We start from the raw sequence: 14,243 nt of genomic DNA on the forward strand, positions 1-14,243 counted from the left end.
TGCCCGGCTGGCCAATTCATGGTATCAATGGCATTCTGCAACACGGAACTGAGGAGGCAGGCATGAACATCGGAAAACTTATCGAGGGTCGCACGAGTGCAGACATTATTTCGATCGATGTCGACAGGCCGGTCCGCGACGCAGTTGGCCTGCTCGCAGCCAAACGCATCGGCGCCCTTCCGGTTATGGCAGGCGGTTCCGTTGTTGGGATTTTTTCCGAACGCGATGTGATTTATCGCCTTGCCGAGGAAGGACAGAGCTGCCTCGACAAACCTGTCGGCCAAGTGATGACGTCCCCCGCCATTACGGCAAACCGCGAGACAGCAATTCTCGATGCCCTGGCGCTCATGACCAAGCGGCGGATCCGGCATTTGCCGGTAGTCGAGGGATCTGCGATGTGCGGCTTCATTTCCATCGGCGACCTCGTCAAGGCTCGCCTCGACGAAATCCAACACGAAGCCGAAGCCATGCGCGAATATATCCGGACTGCTTGAGCCCGGGCCTCACACTTCCTACATCCCCTGCATGGCCGAAATGCTCACCCTTACTCCAGCCGCTGCGAAGCGCGTCGCCGCCATTGCCGAAAAGCAGGCCAAGCCGGCAATCCTTCGCCTGTCGGTGGAAGGCGGGGGATGCTCTGGCTTCCAGTACAAGTTCGATCTTGCCGAGGGTGCCGAGGAAGACGATTCAGTCAGCGATACCGATGGTGTTCGGCTTGTCGTCGATCCCATAAGTCTCGATCTCGTGGCCGGAAGCGTCGTGGACTTCGTCGAATCGCTTGGCGGTGCCGCCTTTCGGGTCGAGAATCCCAATGCAGCCGCCGGATGTGGCTGCGGTTCCAGTTTCGGGATTTAGGTTAGACCCGCGACGCTGCTTCGGGCATGGATCGGTCCATGCGTATTTCCAGCTTCAACATCAACGGTATCAAGGCCCGCCTGCCGCGCCTGCTCGAGTGGCTCGACGAGACCCGTCCAACTGTCGCCTGCCTGCAGGAAATCAAGACCATGGACGACGGCTTTCCAGCCGACGAGTTCGAGAAGATCGGCTATCAGGCCATCTGGCACGGCCAGAAGAGCTTCAACGGTGTTGCAATTCTCGCCGACGGAGTGAAGCCGATCGAAGTGCAGCGCGGGCTGGGCATCAATGGACCGAAGGACGGCGAGGGCGAGCAGGCCCGTTACCTCGAGGCAGAGGTGAACGGCGTCCGCATCTGTAATCTCTACCTGCCCAACGGCAATCCGCATCCAGGCCCGAAATTCGAATACAAGCTCGCATGGATGGAACGGCTGCGCGATCGCATGCGCGCCATCTGGGACGAGGAAATCCCTGCTGTGGTGCTGGGCGACTATAACGTGATACCTGAAGACAAGGACGTCTGGTCGCCTAAGGCGATGGCCAGCGACGCCTTGATGCAGCCCGAATCTCGCAATGCCTACAAGCGAATGCTGGCCGATGGCTGGACCGACGCGATCGATACGCTCAACCCGCGGGGAGGCGTGTGGACCTACTGGGATTACCAGGCCGGTGCATGGCAGCGCGACCACGGGTTCCGGATCGACCACTTGCTGCTTTCGCCAGAGCTGGCCGACCGGATGATCGCCGCCGGTGTCGACAAGGAATATCGCGGGCGGGAGAAGGCCAGCGACCACACACCGGTCTGGGTCGAAATTTCCGACTGATGTATCAACGACAAAGGGCCGCCGCTTGGTAGCGACGGCCCCTGAGCGCTTGCCGCATTCAATCAGCGATAGAAGATGTGCGTATTGATGGTCGCGCGGGCGACCTTCTTGCGGGCCCAGCTGGGCCTTACATATTTTGCGTGGAAATAAAGCGAATCATCCGCTTCGCTATCCCACAGGCCCTGGTGGGCTATCCGGGCGATAGCTGTCGCGCGCTTCCACGCGTTCGACCCAGTCTTGATTCGGGGCATCGTGCCACCGCGCACGAAACTGAATTGCGCGCGTTGATAGACCACACCGCAATAGCTGGAAGGAAAGCTGCTGGATTCGCTGCGGTTGATGACCACCTGCGCCACGGCCAGCTGGCCAGACAGCGGCTCACCGCGCGATTCGAAATATACTGCGCCGGCAAGGCAGCGCATCTCATCGGAAAGTTCACCCGAAGCCGGCATTTGGGCCACGAGTTCGCGCAGGCTGTTCGCCTGCGGCACGTTTCCTGGAAATTCTGCTGTGGCTTCCTCGGGAAGCTCCTGGACCACTTCTTCGCTGACGAAGACCGGAACCACCTCTTCAGTGAGGGCAGTTTCTTCGGTGGTGGTCTCTACGGTCGCTTCAGCGACCTCGGCGCCGGTTTCTTCCGCACCGGCAAACGTTGCAATCATAGTTGCGGCGGCAGCCGCAATTCCAAAAAGTGATTTACGCATGATCCCGCTTATCTGGGCGGTGAGTAGCTGCGCAGGCTGGGATCCGGTGCGCGTTATATGCGTCTTTAAACTTGGATCCGTTTGCGGGCCTGCCGCTTGCTCCCCGTCTGCGCGCTAGTCCGTCGACACCATTGCCAACCCGACCGCCTGCGCATCGAAGCTGGCGGGCCAAATAGTCACATTTGAAACTGTGTCAAGTTAACGCGCGCCGGGATCTATCAACCGTTCCACTTCGGGACCATCGAGTTCGATGAACCAGCAATCCGAATCCTGACGCTGCCTTCTGGCAATATAATCGTAGAATTCTTGAGCGTTTTCCTCGTCTTGTTCGCGAGTGCAGACGAAGGTGCGGGAGCCATCCATCTGCGGCATCCGCTCCCACAGGCGGGTATTTTTGCCACCATTTGTGGTTAATATCACAAGCGTTCCGGCATCACGTTCGCCCTTCTGCAAAACCATTCCAAAACCCCCGAGGGCTTGGACAAGTTTAAGCAATCCCGCGACTTCAAGGTGAGCCGGAAGCCTCTGATCACCAGTCACGCTGCGTATCCGGGCAAGCTCGACAGCGGGATACGGGATTTCATGAAAGTCCCGGTGCCCCGGCCGATTTCCTCCCCTTCGGCATCGACGAGCTTCGATTCGGCAACGAAGACCCGGCGGCGACCGCTGATCCAGCGCCCTTCCGCCACGACTTTCCCCTCGCGTACCGGCTTGGTGAAGTGGAGATTGAACGACGTCGTAAGGAGGAATCGGTCGGTCACCAGCGTGTTTGCGGCATAGAAGGCCGCATCGTCGAGCATCTTGAAATAGATGGTACCGTGCGCCGCACCGGCGGCATGATAGACTGATTCGGTGACTTCGAACGTAATACGTGCCGTGCCTTCGCCCGTAACCTCAAGCGTCGAATCGAAAAGTGCATTGACCGGAGCGGAAGAATAAAGACCTTCGAGCGCCCGCCAATGAAGTTCGGCTCCGCTGCCTGACGCTCCGCCCATCTTTCCTCTCGAATCCCTAATCAGCTGCGGGGTTCGACCCAGCCGATCGAACCATCGGCACGGCGGTAAACCATATTGTGCACCTCGGTAGCCCCGTTCTTGAACAGCAGTGCGTTAGCATTCTGCAAATCCAGAAGCATGACCGCATCCGCAACCGAGCATTCCGGGATCATGGCACTGGTTTCGGCAATGACTGGCGGGCTGTCATGCTCGACCTCGTCCTCATTGTCGGGCTCTGGAGCGGCGAAAATGGTGTAGGCGGCTTCCTGTTCGCGCATAGCGTGGTCGGCCTGCTCATGTCGATCCTTGATCCGGCGCTTGTAACGGCGCAGCTGCTTTTCGATCTTCGCTGCCGCCTGGTCGAACGCCTGATGGACATCATGTGCCTCGGCATGACCCTTCAGGATCAGGCCCTGCATGACGTGCGTGACGATATCGGAAGAAAAAGCACCGCCTGCCGCCTTGCCGAAAGTGACATTACTCGAAATGGCGCGATTGAAATATTTCGCGACGATGCCCTGCATTCGGTCCTCGACATGGGTCTGCAAGGCTGCGCCGGTGTCGATCTGGTGGCCCGAAACACGGATATCCATAAAGTCTTTCTCCTTATATCGCGCCCCGGCTTTTCCTCTCGCCCGGCTCCGCCCGGACGGAATGCAGGGCCATGACCTTATCCCCAGAGAGGGTTTTCGATCCCGGCCATGAACTGCCTGTGCCGTACAAGTTCTTCAGCCGTCGGAGCATGCGGTCGCGGTGCACGCCGCGGCCCTTCCGGGGCTTTGCGCACGGCGATCAAATCCTGTGTGGTAACTGGATCGACCGCTTCGGCCGCAAGTTCCAGTCCAATCTGACGCCCACCTTTCAGTTCGACATAGACCTGCGCGAGCAGCTCGGCATCGAGCAGGGCACCGTGCTTCACGCGGTGGCTGCGGTCGATGCCATAGCGGGTGCAGAGTGCATCGAGCGAAAGCTTGGCTCCGGGATGGCGTTTTTTGGCCAAGGCTACGGTATCGATCATCCGGGTCATGCAGACTGGCTCGCATTTGCAGAGCGCCAGTTCGGCGTTGAGAAACCCGAAATCGAACCCGGCGTTGTGCGCGATGAGCGGAGCATCCCCGATAAATTCGAGGAGCTCATGGAAGATGTCCCGGAACAGCGGCTTGTCTGCAAGAAATGCGCTCGAAAGGCCATGCACAGCCTCTGCGCCTGCGGGCATATCCCGTTCCGGATTGTAATAGGCGTGATAGGTTTTTCCGGTGGGGACGAGATTGAACAGCTCCACGCAGCCGATTTCCACCATCCGATCGCCCGTCTTCGGGTCGAGTCCGGTGGTTTCGGTGTCGAAAACGATTTCACGCATCGGTTAATCTATCGGACTCGCGGACGAAGATTACAAGAGCCGTTCGCCAGCTATCTCCCTGCGCAGCAGATCGATAAGAGCAATGACCTCGCGCTCGGTTTCCGCCAGCGACTGGCCGGTATCGATGACGTGGTCGGCACGCTGGCGCTTTTCGGCGTCCGGCATCTGGAGTGAAAGGATGTGGGCGAATTTTTCGGTCGTCATGTCCGGCCGGGCCAACACTCGGCGGCGCTGGACTTCGGCCGGGGCGGAGACAACCACCACACGGTCCACCTCATTGTGTCCCCCCTTCTCGAACAGCAAAGGTATATCGAAGACGACGAAGGGTGTCCCGTAATGTTCGAACAGGAAAGCTTCGCGCTTCCGGGCCACCGCCGGATGTACGATCGCTTCAAGGCGGGCCAATGCCCGCTTGTCACCGAAAACCTGATCCCCCAGCTTGTCACGCAGCACGCCTTCTTTCCCGGTGCTGCCGGGAAATGCAGCCTCTATTTCCTCAACCAGACTGCCCCCGGGGCCCTGCATCGCGCGCACTTCGGCATCGGCATCGAAGACCGGCACGCCAGCCGCCTCGAACATGGCGGCAACGGTCGACTTCCCCATGCCGATGGAGCCGGTGAGACCCACAATGAGCGGCTTGGTCATGCAACCAACCTTTCCCGCAGCTCGGTATCGAATTCGCGCGGCGGCTCAACTCCGAAGAAATGCACGAATGCTGCGGCGGCCTGCCCGATCAGCATGGAAAGTCCGTCGATGGTCCCGAACCCGGTTTCTCGTGCGGATTTGAGAAAATCGGTTTCGACGGGATCGGTGACAATGTCATAGGCGATCGAGCCGGGCGGAGCATGGCTCCAATCGAATGCAAGCGGGGGCTGGCCGCGCATGCCAAGGGGGCTGGCGTTGATCACGAGATCGCAGCATCCTTCACGGTCGTCGAAGGCGAAATCGGTCGGCTCGGCGAAATGGGACAGCGGCGCCACGTGATGCTCGCCTCCGCTCAACTCATTCAGCAGCGCTTGTGCTTTCTCCGGATCGCGGCCGGTCAACACAATGGTAAAGCCGGCTTCATCCAATCCGGCGACGATTGCCCGCGCAGCGCCGCCTGTCCCCAGCACTCGCGCCATTCGGAAATAATGCTGGCGCGCAAGATGATCTCGCAAAGGCTCCAGGAATCCCGCAACATCAGTATTGCGCCCTACCAATGCACCGTCTTTCGCCCGGTGGACCGTGTTCACAGCACCCACTCGTTCAGCCACATTGTCGAGCCGGTTTATCAGCGGAATCACCTTCTGCTTGTGCGGCATGGTGACATTGCACCCGCACCAGTCAGGATCTTCTCGGCGAGCGGCCAGATAATCGGCCAGACCTTCAGCGGTTACATGGTGAGCCCGATACTTGGCATCGAGTCCCAGTTTCTCGATCCAGAAGCCGTGAATTGCAGGCGATTTCGACTGCGAAATCGGATCGCCTATCACTTCCGCATAGTCGGTCACGTCCGGAGAACGCCTTCTTCGCGAAGCGCGGCGAGTACCTGGAGCAGCGGCATTCCTAGCACCGTAAACTGGTCGCCCATGACGCTTTCGAACAATTGAACTCCAGGCCCTTCTATCCGGAACACGCCGACGCAATAGGAAACTTCGGGCCATTCGGCGCCGAGATAGGCTTCGATGAAGTCTTCCGAGAGTTCGCGCACCCGCAGCCGCGCAAAATCTGAGCCGACCCAGCCGATCTTCCCATCCTTCGCCAGAGCTGCAGCGCTGTGGAGCGTCATCACCTTGCCCGAGAAGAAGCGCAGGTGTTCGGCAGCTTGCTCGCGGCTGGCGGGCTTGTCGAACCGCTGTCCGTCCACCTCGATCAGCGAATCGCTTCCCAGGACAAGGCGCTCGTCCGTAACAGCAACAGCCTTGGCCGCAGCCAGCGCCTGCGCCACTTCCGCGGGATCGGCCTCTTCCATCTCCGCTTCGAGCCTGCGCTCGTCCAAATCGACTCCTACCGCTTCGAAGGCCACGCCCGCGGCGGTGAGCATCGCCTTGCGCGAGGCGGATTGGGATGCGAGTACAATACTGCGGATCGACAGATCAGTCATATCGCTTTCACTCCCTCGAACAGATCGCCGTCACGCGATTTACGCTCTCCGAGAAGACGGATGATGGCGGCTGCCGTTTCCTCAATGGAGCGGCGCGTCACATCGATCACCGGCCAGCCATTGTCCGCAAACATCCGGCGCGCGAAAGCGACCTCGTCCTTTACTTTCTGGTTGTCGACATAGGATGTCTTGGTCTTTTCATTAAGCGTCAGCAAACGGTTGCGCCGGATTTGCACCAGCCGCTCGGGCGCGGTGGTAAGCCCGACCACGAGCGGCTTCTTCAGCTCGAAGAGCTTTGGAGGCGGCGGGCTTTCCACCACCAGAGGAATGTTGGCAACTTTGTAGCCGCGATTGGCGAGGTAGATGCTGGTAGGTGTTTTCGAACTTCGCGAAACGCCCGCCAGTACGATGTCGGCCTGCTCCCAGTTTTCCCAGCCGATGCCATCGTCATGCGCGATAGTGAACTGGATTGCCTCCACCCGTTCGAAATAGGCCTTGTCCATTTGATGCTGGCGACCAGGGCGACCATGCGCCTCCTGTCCCAGCGCCTTCTCGAGCGCCTCGGTGACGCGATCGAGAATAGGCACTGCAGGCAACCCGTTCTGCGCGCAGACTTCCTCCAATTTCGTGCGCGCTTCCTGGTTGACCAGCGTGTAGAGAACCAGCCCGGGATTGGCGTTGAGTTCCGGTATAATACGGTCGAGATGCTGACGGCTCCTGACCATGGGCCAGAAATGGCGTACTACATCGGCATCATCGAACTGCGCCAACGCTGCCTTCGCCAGCATCTCCAGAGTTTCGCCGGTACTGTCCGAGAGCAGGTGGAGATGGATACGGTCGGGGATAATTGCCTCTCATGCGGGTGTGGACAGCCTTGGGATAAACCACGGCACAGGTCTACCGACAAGTTCGGGGACGAAATTGCTACCCACTACGAGTCAGGCAAAGGGGTGATTCCCGCACACCAAATCACTATTTTTACGAAGGCTGGGGACATCGGGGAGAAGTTTGACTCGACTCATGCACTCCGGCGATTCGGAACACGGTTCACGGCCCTTTTAACTCCGGGATAAATAGGGCAGGAGCCGGTTGTGCCCAATATCCACAGGGCCAACAGACTCCATCAAACCTTATATATACTTAGTATTATTGGACTCCTGAATGCCCGGCCTCCTTCTCGACACGCTAAACGGCAAGCGCTCTTCGCAGGTTCCTCTCTGGCTCATGCGCCAGGCTGGTCGCTATCTTCCCGAATATCGCGAGCTTCGGGAACGAAAGGGTGGATTCCTGGCGATGGCCTATGACAGCGAGGCGGCTTGCGAGATTACGCTTCAGCCGATCGATCGCTTCGGTTTTGACGGAGCGATCTTGTTTTCGGATATCCTGATTGTACCGCATGCGCTCGGCCAGCATCTCGAATTCCAGGCCGGTGAAGGTCCCAAACTTTCTCCCAGGCTGATCGATGCCTCGCTCGACGAGTTAGCCCGGGCCCCTGAGCGCTATGAACCGATCTACCAGACCGTGCGTCTATGCCGCCAGCGACTTCCCGAAGGGGTAACGATGCTGGGCTTTGCAGGAAGTCCCTGGACCGTGGCGACATATATGGTGGCAGGTGAGGGGAGCCGCGACCAGCACGAAGCGCGGGCGCTGGCCTATCGCGACCCGGCCGCTCTGCAGGCGATTATCGATGCCGTCGTCGAGCAGACGATCACCTATCTCTCCGGTCAGATTGCGGCCGGAGCCGAGGCTGTTCAATTGTTCGATAGCTGGGCCGGAAGTCTCGCGCCCGATGAATTCGAACGCTGGGTCATCGCGCCCAATGCGCAGATCGTGGCGGCGTTGGCGGAAATGCATCCAGACACACCGGTAATCGGCTTTCCGAAGGGTTCGGGCGAAAAATTGCCAGCCTATGCACGCGAGACCGGGGTAGGGGCAGTGGGAGTGGACGAGACGCTAGATCCGGTTTGGGTCGCACGAGAATTGCCTGAAAGCATGGCGGTTCAAGGCAATCTCGATCCGTTGTTGCTGCTGGCCGGATCAGGGGAACTCGAAAAGCGCGTGCAAACCATTCTCGAGGCTTTCGCCGAGCGCCCGCATGTATTCAATCTGGGCCATGGTATCGACCGTCATACGCCGATCGAGCATGTCGAACGCCTGATCGCCGCGGTACGGGGCTGGGAGGGGTGAAAATGCCGGTCCGCTTCGCTACATCGCCTGCATGCAGGATGTGCTTTCCATGATCTATCTATGGCTCAAGGCGGGCCACATCATCTTCATGGTTTTCTGGATGGCGGGCTTGTTCATGCTGCCGCGCCAGATGATTTACCTCCATTCTGCTGAGTCGAAATCGGTCGAAACGGAGTTATGGGCCAAGCGCATGGGCCTTCTTCGCAAGATTATCCTCACTCCCAGTATCATCGTGGTGTGGATCCTGGGCCTGCTGCTGGCACAAACGCTTCAGGTGTGGGGAGAGGGGTGGCTGCACGCCAAATTGCTCTTCGTGATACTCCTGAGCGGCTTCCACGGTTATATGGTGGCGCAATCGAAGAAGATGATCGCGGGCGAACGCCCAATGAGCGAAAAGCAATTGCGCATGTGGGGCGAAGTGCCCGGGATATTGCTTGCGCTGATCGTGGTTCTCGTCGTCGTAAAGCCTTTCTGACCAACCACTCGTCGTTTGCCGATTGACGTCTGCTGCACGCCTAATTATTCGAAGCACACCTACCGGCTAGAGGCCCCGTCTATCGGACTGGGCCAGGTCCGCTTTCTCCAAGCCCATACGACCTGTCGGCCATTCCACACATTTGAATTCGAGAAAAATAATGCATCTCAAGGACTTGAAAGAAAAAGCACCTGCAGATCTTGTGGCGATGGCCGAAGAGCTGGGTGTAGAAGGCGCCTCGACCATGCGCCGGCAGGACCTCATGTTCTGCATCCTCCGCGAACTCGCGGAAGACGAGGAATACGAAGAAAAGATCATGGGCATCGGCACGATCGAGGTGCTTCAGGATGGTTTCGGCTTCCTGCGCAGCCCGGAAGCGAACTATCTTGCCGGGCCCGACGATATCTACGTTTCGCCCAATCAGGTGCGTAAATGGGGCCTTCGCACCGGCGATACGGTCGAAGGCGAGATTCGCGCGCCGAAGGAAGGCGAGCGCTATTTTGCCCTGACCAAGCTCTACAAGGTCAATTTCGACGATCCGGACGCAGTTCGTCACCGGACCAATTTCGACAACCTCACGCCGCTTTATCCGGACGAGAAGCTGTCACTCGATACGCTCGACCCGACTGTCAAGGACAAGTCGGCCCGCGTAATCGACATCATCTCGCCGCAGGGCAAGGGCCAGCGTGCGCTGATCGTGGCCCCTCCACGTACCGGTAAGACGGTGCTGCTTCAGAATATCGCCAAGGCGATCACCGACAATCATCCCGAAGTGTTTCTGCTGGTGTTGCTCGTCGACGAGCGCCCGGAAGAAGTCACCGACATGCAGCGAAGCGTGAAGGGAGAGGTGATCTCCTCGACCTTCGACGAGCCCGCAAACCGTCACGTCCAGGTCGCCGAAATGGTAATCGAGAAAGCCAAACGTCTCGTCGAACATAAGCATGACGTGGTGATCTTGCTCGATTCGATTACCCGTCTTGGCCGTGCTTACAACACCGTGGTGCCGTCTTCGGGCAAGGTGCTGACCGGCGGTGTTGATGCCAACGCGCTGCAGCGGCCCAAGCGCTTCTTCGGCGCTGCGCGCAATATCGAAGAAGGCGGCAGCCTCTCGATCATCGCCACCGCGCTGATCGATACCGGCAGCCGCATGGACGAGGTGATCTTCGAAGAGTTCAAGGGCACCGGCAACAGCGAAATCGTGCTCGATCGCAAGGTCGCCGACAAGCGTATCTTCCCGGCGCTCGATGTCGGCAAGAGCGGCACTCGCAAGGAGGAACTCCTCGTAGGCAAGGATCAGCTCTCGAAGATGTGGGTCCTGCGTCGTATCCTCATGCAGATGGGTACGATCGATGCGATGGAATTCCTCCTCGACAAGATGAAGGATTCCAAGACCAACGAGGACTTCTTCGCGACGATGAACCAGTAAAGCTCCCGTCGCGTTGCCTGCCGTCCGGAAAGCTGTCATCACGGGTGCTCCCGGCGCGGGCAAATCGACTGTGTTGGCCGAACTTGGCAGGCGCGGCTTTTCCGTCATCCCCGAAGTTGCCCGCTCCATTCTCAAGCGGAGCGGCGGCATGGAATTGCGGCGAGACGACCCAACGGGTTTTGCGGAAGCTATGTTGGACGCACAGCTAATGGCTTGGGATTGCGGTGACAATTCAGGACCGATCGTGTTCGATCGCGGATTCGCCGATATTGTCGGATTTCTATGGGTTGAAGGCCTCCCTGTGTCTAACCGGATCGACTGGACATGCCGCGAATTGCGGTTCGACGGGCCGGTATTCAGGGCGTCGCCTTGGGAGGCGATCTATTCGACCGACGAAGAACGCATCCAAGGTTGGGACGAAGCCATTGCGAGTGACGAAGCAGTGTCCCGTGCCTGGCGGTGCTATGGCTACGATATCGTTGATTTGCCGTTGGTTTCGCCATCGGATCGTGCTTCATTCATCGTTGACCGGTTATGATGTTTTCATCGTCTTGAGCATGGCTGCCATCTGCTCCCAGACTTTGTTCACCGCCTTCAGAGGACGCACCATCACCTTGAAATCGGAGATCATTCCGTCTTCGTCAAAGCGGATCAGGTCGATCCCGTTGATGTGTATACCGTCGATCACCGTAGTGAATTCGAGCAACGCGCTTTCGCCATCCACCAATTCACGGACATAGGTGAAACTGTTATTGCCAAGCGTCTGTCCTGCGGCCGATAGATAAGCGACCACGAGGTCGCGGCCTTGTTGCGGCGTATGCACCACCGGCGAGTGGAATACCGCATCTTCGCGGATAATAGCGGCGAGTTCTGCGGGCCTGCTCCCGTTTCCGATCACAGTGTGCCAGCGTTCCAGTCCCTTTACTGCCGACATATCGCCTCTCCGAAACTATGTGCCTGGGCGGCTGTCCAATCCCGCGCATATTGGGTAGATTCGGGATCGGAAACGAGCTGTCCATCTTCAATGAATCCGTAGATATTGTCGATCGTATCGCTACGGGCGGAGTTCTGCCGTTCCGAGATATGACACGGCTCTATCTGCCATGGATTGTCCAAACCCATGGCGACTACCATTTCGCGAAGCGCATGGAGGGTGTGTCGCTGGAAGCGCGCGACGCGTTCCGTTTTGGTAGGTACTACGAGGCCCCGCTGGCGAGTCGCATCCTGGGTCGTGATTCCAGTAGGGCAGCGGTCGGTATGGCATTGCATCGACTGAACGCAGCCCAGAGCGAACATGAAAGCGCGGCCGGCATTGCACCAGTCGGCCCCCAACCCGAAATTCATGGCCAATCCGGCGCCCGAATGGACCTTACCTGCCGCAGCAATCTTGATCTCGTCCTTGAGCCCTGTTCCGACGAGTGCATTCCGGACCAGTATCAGCCCTTCTCGCAGAGGCATGCCGACGCGGTTGGAAAATTCGACAGGAGCTGCACCGGTGCCGCCTTCGGCGCCGTCGACGACAATATAATCTAGCCTGATGCCGGTTTCGATCATCGCCTTGCAGAGGGCGAATACCTCGTGAGGTTTCCCTACGCAGAGCTTGATGCCGACAGGTTTGCCGCCGGACATCTGGCGTAGCTGGACTGCCCATTCGAGTAGTCCGATCGGGGTCGAGAAGGTTGAATGTGCGGCGGGAGACACCACGTCACGTCCGATAGGAACTCCCCGAGCTTCGGCGATCTCGCGGGTGACCTTCGGACCGGGGAGCACCCCGCCGTGACCGGGCTTCGCACCCTGACTGAGCTTGATCTCGACCATCTTGACCTGCGGATCGCTCGCAGTCTCGGCAAATTTTTCCGGATTGAATGATCCGTCCGAATTTCTGCAGCCGAAATAGCCGCTCCCTATTTCCCAGACCAGATCACCACCATGCGAACGATGGTATCGTGACAGCCCGCCTTCGCCGGTATCGTGGTAAAACCCCCCGACTGCGGCACCTTTGTTGAGAGCCATGATTGCATTTGCGGAAAGCGAACCGAAGCTCATGGCGGAGATATTCAAGAGCGAAGCCGAGTAGGGCTGCGAGCACTGGCTGGATCCAACGTTTACTCGCCATTCCGTGGGGGCTTGCTCATTTGGTATGATCGAATGGGCAAGCCATTCATATTCTTCGGAATAGACATCGAGTTCGGTACCGAAAGGATGAGAATCCAGCTGGCCCTTGGCGCGGGCATAGACGAGGCTGCGCTCATCATGATTGAAGGGACGTCCCTCAAGATCGCCTTCGACAACATACGCGCGGGCGAATGGCCGCAGATCTTCCATGATCCAGCGGATACGCGCCAGAAGTGGATAGTTCCTCCTAAGCGTATGTTTACGTTGAAAGAAATCCCAAATTGCGATCAGCAGAAGCGGTAGGGTGACAACAAGCGCCCAACGCAGCCAACCTGTTGAAACGAAGAGCAACGAAAGCGCGAGCAGGCTGATCGGTACGCCGAAACGGACCAGTAACTCTGCGGAATCGCGCCACTTCGCCTTGTTCGGGATCAAGCGAGATGCTCGGCGAAGAATTCTGCTGTGCGGCTATCCGCCAAATTAGCTGCCTCTTCGTTGCGGCGCTTCCCGAATTCTGTCGCGAAGCCGTGATCCAGACCTTCGTAATCGTGCAGCGTGACCTTTGGGTGATTGTCCAGTCCCTCGTGCATGGCCTTCTGCGTGTCCTTGTCTACGAAACCGTCTTCGGTCGGAATGTGCAGCATCAGGGGGTGGGCGATTGCATGTTTCTCGTGAAGCAGACTGTCCACTCCCACGGCGTAATACCCGACCGTTGCATCGCTGTCTGTTCGGGCAGATGTCATATAAGCCAGACGCCCTCCGAGGCAGTACCCCACTGCGCCTACCTTCCGGCAACCCTGGCTGCGCGCCCATTTGATCGCCGCCTCTATGTCGCGAATGCCTTGATCCTGATCGAACTTGCCGAAGAGGTCGAACGCCTTCTGCATTTCGGCTTCGATATCGGGGTCAAGTTCGATGCCGTCCTCGAACTGCCAGAACAGGTCCGGGGCGACGGCGAGATATCCTTCTTCGGCCAGCTTGTCGCATTTGCAGCGGATGCCCGCATTAATCCCAAAAATCTCCTGGATGACTACGATAGCGGCTTTCGGTTTACCTTGGGGACGGGCTACATAGGCGTTGAAGCCGTTTTTCTTGTCCAGCGTGTCCAGCCTGACGATTTCGCTCATTCAGTCGTTCTCCCTTGCCGTAGTTTGAGCCTAGCCCTTGTGCGGTTTCCTTGGCAAACCCAGATAGTGCGAACACGAGACACAACGGA

At 58.5% G+C, this 14,243-nt stretch carries 19 protein-coding genes; 7 read left to right on the plus strand and 12 right to left on the minus strand.

Annotation, left to right across the window (positions count from 1 at the left end; genetic code table 11):
- Positions 1-62 precede the first annotated feature (62 nt).
- Genes K3180_RS02770 through xth form a run of 3 tightly spaced genes read left to right on the plus strand, consistent with a single transcriptional unit; the run spans position 63 to position 1,679 of the window.
- On the plus strand, positions 63-494 hold the full coding sequence (locus tag K3180_RS02770) for a CBS domain-containing protein (protein WP_221538149.1): 432 nt from the start codon (positions 63-65) through the stop codon (positions 492-494).
- A 31-nt stretch (positions 495-525) separates the two neighbouring features.
- Entirely contained in the window at positions 526-855 is a 330-nt protein-coding gene (gene erpA / locus K3180_RS02775) for an iron-sulfur cluster insertion protein ErpA (RefSeq protein ID WP_221538150.1), read from the plus strand.
- 38 nt (positions 856-893) lie between these two features.
- Positions 894-1,679, plus strand: coding sequence for an exodeoxyribonuclease III (gene xth, locus K3180_RS02780; RefSeq protein WP_221538151.1), 786 nt, complete (start codon positions 894-896; stop codon positions 1,677-1,679).
- A 62-nt stretch (positions 1,680-1,741) separates the two neighbouring features.
- Here xth and K3180_RS02785 read toward each other — a convergent pair whose 3' ends face one another.
- From K3180_RS02785 to K3180_RS02825, 9 genes are all read right to left on the minus strand, one after another.
- A complete protein-coding gene (locus K3180_RS02785) occupies positions 1,742-2,383 on the minus strand; it encodes a cell wall hydrolase (protein ID WP_247710261.1) in 642 nt (213 codons plus the stop codon).
- A gap of 198 nt (positions 2,384-2,581) precedes the next feature.
- On the minus strand, positions 2,582-2,923 hold the full coding sequence (locus K3180_RS02790) for a DUF1491 family protein (protein ID WP_221538152.1): 342 nt from the start codon (positions 2,921-2,923) through the stop codon (positions 2,582-2,584).
- Entirely contained in the window at positions 2,920-3,378 is a 459-nt protein-coding gene (locus K3180_RS02795) for a PaaI family thioesterase (protein WP_221538153.1), read from the minus strand. Before K3180_RS02795 ends, K3180_RS02790 begins: the two co-directional genes overlap by 4 nt.
- A gap of 20 nt (positions 3,379-3,398) precedes the next feature.
- Positions 3,399-3,971, minus strand: a complete 573-nt coding sequence (gene hpf / locus K3180_RS02800) for a ribosome hibernation-promoting factor, HPF/YfiA family (protein ID WP_221538154.1) — start codon at positions 3,969-3,971, stop codon at positions 3,399-3,401.
- A gap of 77 nt (positions 3,972-4,048) precedes the next feature.
- Entirely contained in the window at positions 4,049-4,738 is a 690-nt protein-coding gene (dnaQ, locus tag K3180_RS02805; protein ID WP_221538155.1) for a DNA polymerase III subunit epsilon, read from the minus strand.
- 30 nt (positions 4,739-4,768) lie between these two features.
- Positions 4,769-5,383, minus strand: a complete 615-nt coding sequence (gene coaE, locus K3180_RS02810) for a dephospho-CoA kinase (RefSeq protein WP_221538156.1) — start codon at positions 5,381-5,383, stop codon at positions 4,769-4,771.
- Entirely contained in the window at positions 5,380-6,231 is an 852-nt protein-coding gene (locus K3180_RS02815; protein WP_221538157.1) for a shikimate dehydrogenase, read from the minus strand. The genes coaE and K3180_RS02815 overlap by 4 nt, the downstream gene beginning before the upstream one ends.
- Positions 6,228-6,824: a Maf family protein gene (locus tag K3180_RS02820; RefSeq protein ID WP_221538158.1), complete on the minus strand. Its 597-nt coding sequence runs from the start codon at positions 6,822-6,824 to the stop codon at positions 6,228-6,230. Before K3180_RS02820 ends, K3180_RS02815 begins: the two co-directional genes overlap by 4 nt.
- Positions 6,821-7,612, minus strand: a complete 792-nt coding sequence (locus K3180_RS02825) for a pyruvate, water dikinase regulatory protein (protein WP_247710262.1) — start codon at positions 7,610-7,612, stop codon at positions 6,821-6,823. The genes K3180_RS02820 and K3180_RS02825 overlap by 4 nt, the downstream gene beginning before the upstream one ends.
- A 373-nt stretch (positions 7,613-7,985) precedes the next feature.
- Between K3180_RS02825 and hemE the strand changes: the two genes are divergently transcribed.
- From hemE to K3180_RS02845, 4 genes are all read left to right on the plus strand, one after another.
- Positions 7,986-9,011 carry a uroporphyrinogen decarboxylase gene (hemE, locus tag K3180_RS02830; protein ID WP_221538159.1) on the plus strand — a complete coding sequence of 342 codons (1,026 nt, stop codon included), beginning with the start codon at positions 7,986-7,988 and terminating at the stop codon, positions 9,009-9,011.
- 31 nt (positions 9,012-9,042) lie between these two features.
- Positions 9,043-9,486: a CopD family protein gene (locus K3180_RS02835; protein WP_221538160.1), complete on the plus strand. Its 444-nt coding sequence runs from the start codon at positions 9,043-9,045 to the stop codon at positions 9,484-9,486.
- Between the two features lie 160 nt (positions 9,487-9,646).
- Positions 9,647-10,912, plus strand: a complete 1,266-nt coding sequence (gene rho / locus K3180_RS02840) for a transcription termination factor Rho (protein ID WP_221538161.1) — start codon at positions 9,647-9,649, stop codon at positions 10,910-10,912.
- 13 nt (positions 10,913-10,925) lie between these two features.
- Complete coding sequence (locus K3180_RS02845) at positions 10,926-11,450, plus strand: AAA family ATPase (protein WP_221538162.1); 525 nt, start codon at positions 10,926-10,928, stop codon at positions 11,448-11,450.
- Here the strand turns inward: K3180_RS02845 and K3180_RS02850 are convergent.
- The 3 genes from K3180_RS02850 to K3180_RS02860 are packed head-to-tail and all read right to left on the minus strand — an operon-like array spanning position 11,445 to position 14,154.
- Entirely contained in the window at positions 11,445-11,846 is a 402-nt protein-coding gene (locus K3180_RS02850) for a nuclear transport factor 2 family protein (protein WP_221538163.1), read from the minus strand. The genes K3180_RS02845 and K3180_RS02850 overlap by 6 nt on opposite strands.
- Positions 11,834-13,459 (minus strand): FMN-binding glutamate synthase family protein, encoded by a 1,626-nt coding sequence (locus K3180_RS02855; RefSeq protein WP_425594514.1) that lies wholly within the window; start codon positions 13,457-13,459, stop codon positions 11,834-11,836. Before K3180_RS02855 ends, K3180_RS02850 begins: the two co-directional genes overlap by 13 nt.
- Positions 13,459-14,154, minus strand: coding sequence for a dienelactone hydrolase family protein (locus K3180_RS02860; RefSeq protein ID WP_221538165.1), 696 nt, complete (start codon positions 14,152-14,154; stop codon positions 13,459-13,461). Before K3180_RS02860 ends, K3180_RS02855 begins: the two co-directional genes overlap by 1 nt.
- Between the last annotated feature and the right edge of the window lie 89 nt (positions 14,155-14,243).

This window comes from Qipengyuania huizhouensis (assembly GCF_019711635.1).
Taxonomy (GTDB): Bacteria; Pseudomonadota; Alphaproteobacteria; order Sphingomonadales; family Sphingomonadaceae; genus Qipengyuania; species Qipengyuania huizhouensis.

Bases quoted from the DNA above. Each gene is read 5' to 3' on its own strand.
- K3180_RS02770 (WP_221538149.1), top strand. From the start codon at position 63: ATGAACATCGGAAAACTTATCGAGGGTCGCACGAGTGCAGACATTATT.
- erpA (WP_221538150.1), top strand. From the start codon at position 526: ATGGCCGAAATGCTCACCCTTACTCCAGCCGCTGCGAAGCGCGTCGCC.
- xth (WP_221538151.1), top strand. From the start codon at position 894: ATGCGTATTTCCAGCTTCAACATCAACGGTATCAAGGCCCGCCTGCCG.
- K3180_RS02785 (WP_247710261.1), bottom strand. From the start codon at position 2,383: ATGCGTAAATCACTTTTTGGAATTGCGGCTGCCGCCGCAACTATGATT.
- K3180_RS02795 (WP_221538153.1), bottom strand. From the start codon at position 3,378: ATGGGCGGAGCGTCAGGCAGCGGAGCCGAACTTCATTGGCGGGCGCTC.
- hpf (WP_221538154.1), bottom strand. From the start codon at position 3,971: ATGGATATCCGTGTTTCGGGCCACCAGATCGACACCGGCGCAGCCTTG.
- dnaQ (WP_221538155.1), bottom strand. From the start codon at position 4,738: ATGCGTGAAATCGTTTTCGACACCGAAACCACCGGACTCGACCCGAAG.
- coaE (WP_221538156.1), bottom strand. From the start codon at position 5,383: ATGACCAAGCCGCTCATTGTGGGTCTCACCGGCTCCATCGGCATGGGG.
- K3180_RS02820 (WP_221538158.1), bottom strand. From the start codon at position 6,824: ATGACTGATCTGTCGATCCGCAGTATTGTACTCGCATCCCAATCCGCC.
- K3180_RS02825 (WP_247710262.1), bottom strand. From the start codon at position 7,612: ATGCTGGCGAAGGCAGCGTTGGCGCAGTTCGATGATGCCGATGTAGTA.
- hemE (WP_221538159.1), top strand. From the start codon at position 7,986: ATGCCCGGCCTCCTTCTCGACACGCTAAACGGCAAGCGCTCTTCGCAG.
- K3180_RS02835 (WP_221538160.1), top strand. From the start codon at position 9,043: ATGCAGGATGTGCTTTCCATGATCTATCTATGGCTCAAGGCGGGCCAC.
- rho (WP_221538161.1), top strand. From the start codon at position 9,647: ATGCATCTCAAGGACTTGAAAGAAAAAGCACCTGCAGATCTTGTGGCG.
- K3180_RS02850 (WP_221538163.1), bottom strand. From the start codon at position 11,846: ATGTCGGCAGTAAAGGGACTGGAACGCTGGCACACTGTGATCGGAAAC.
- K3180_RS02860 (WP_221538165.1), bottom strand. From the start codon at position 14,154: ATGAGCGAAATCGTCAGGCTGGACACGCTGGACAAGAAAAACGGCTTC.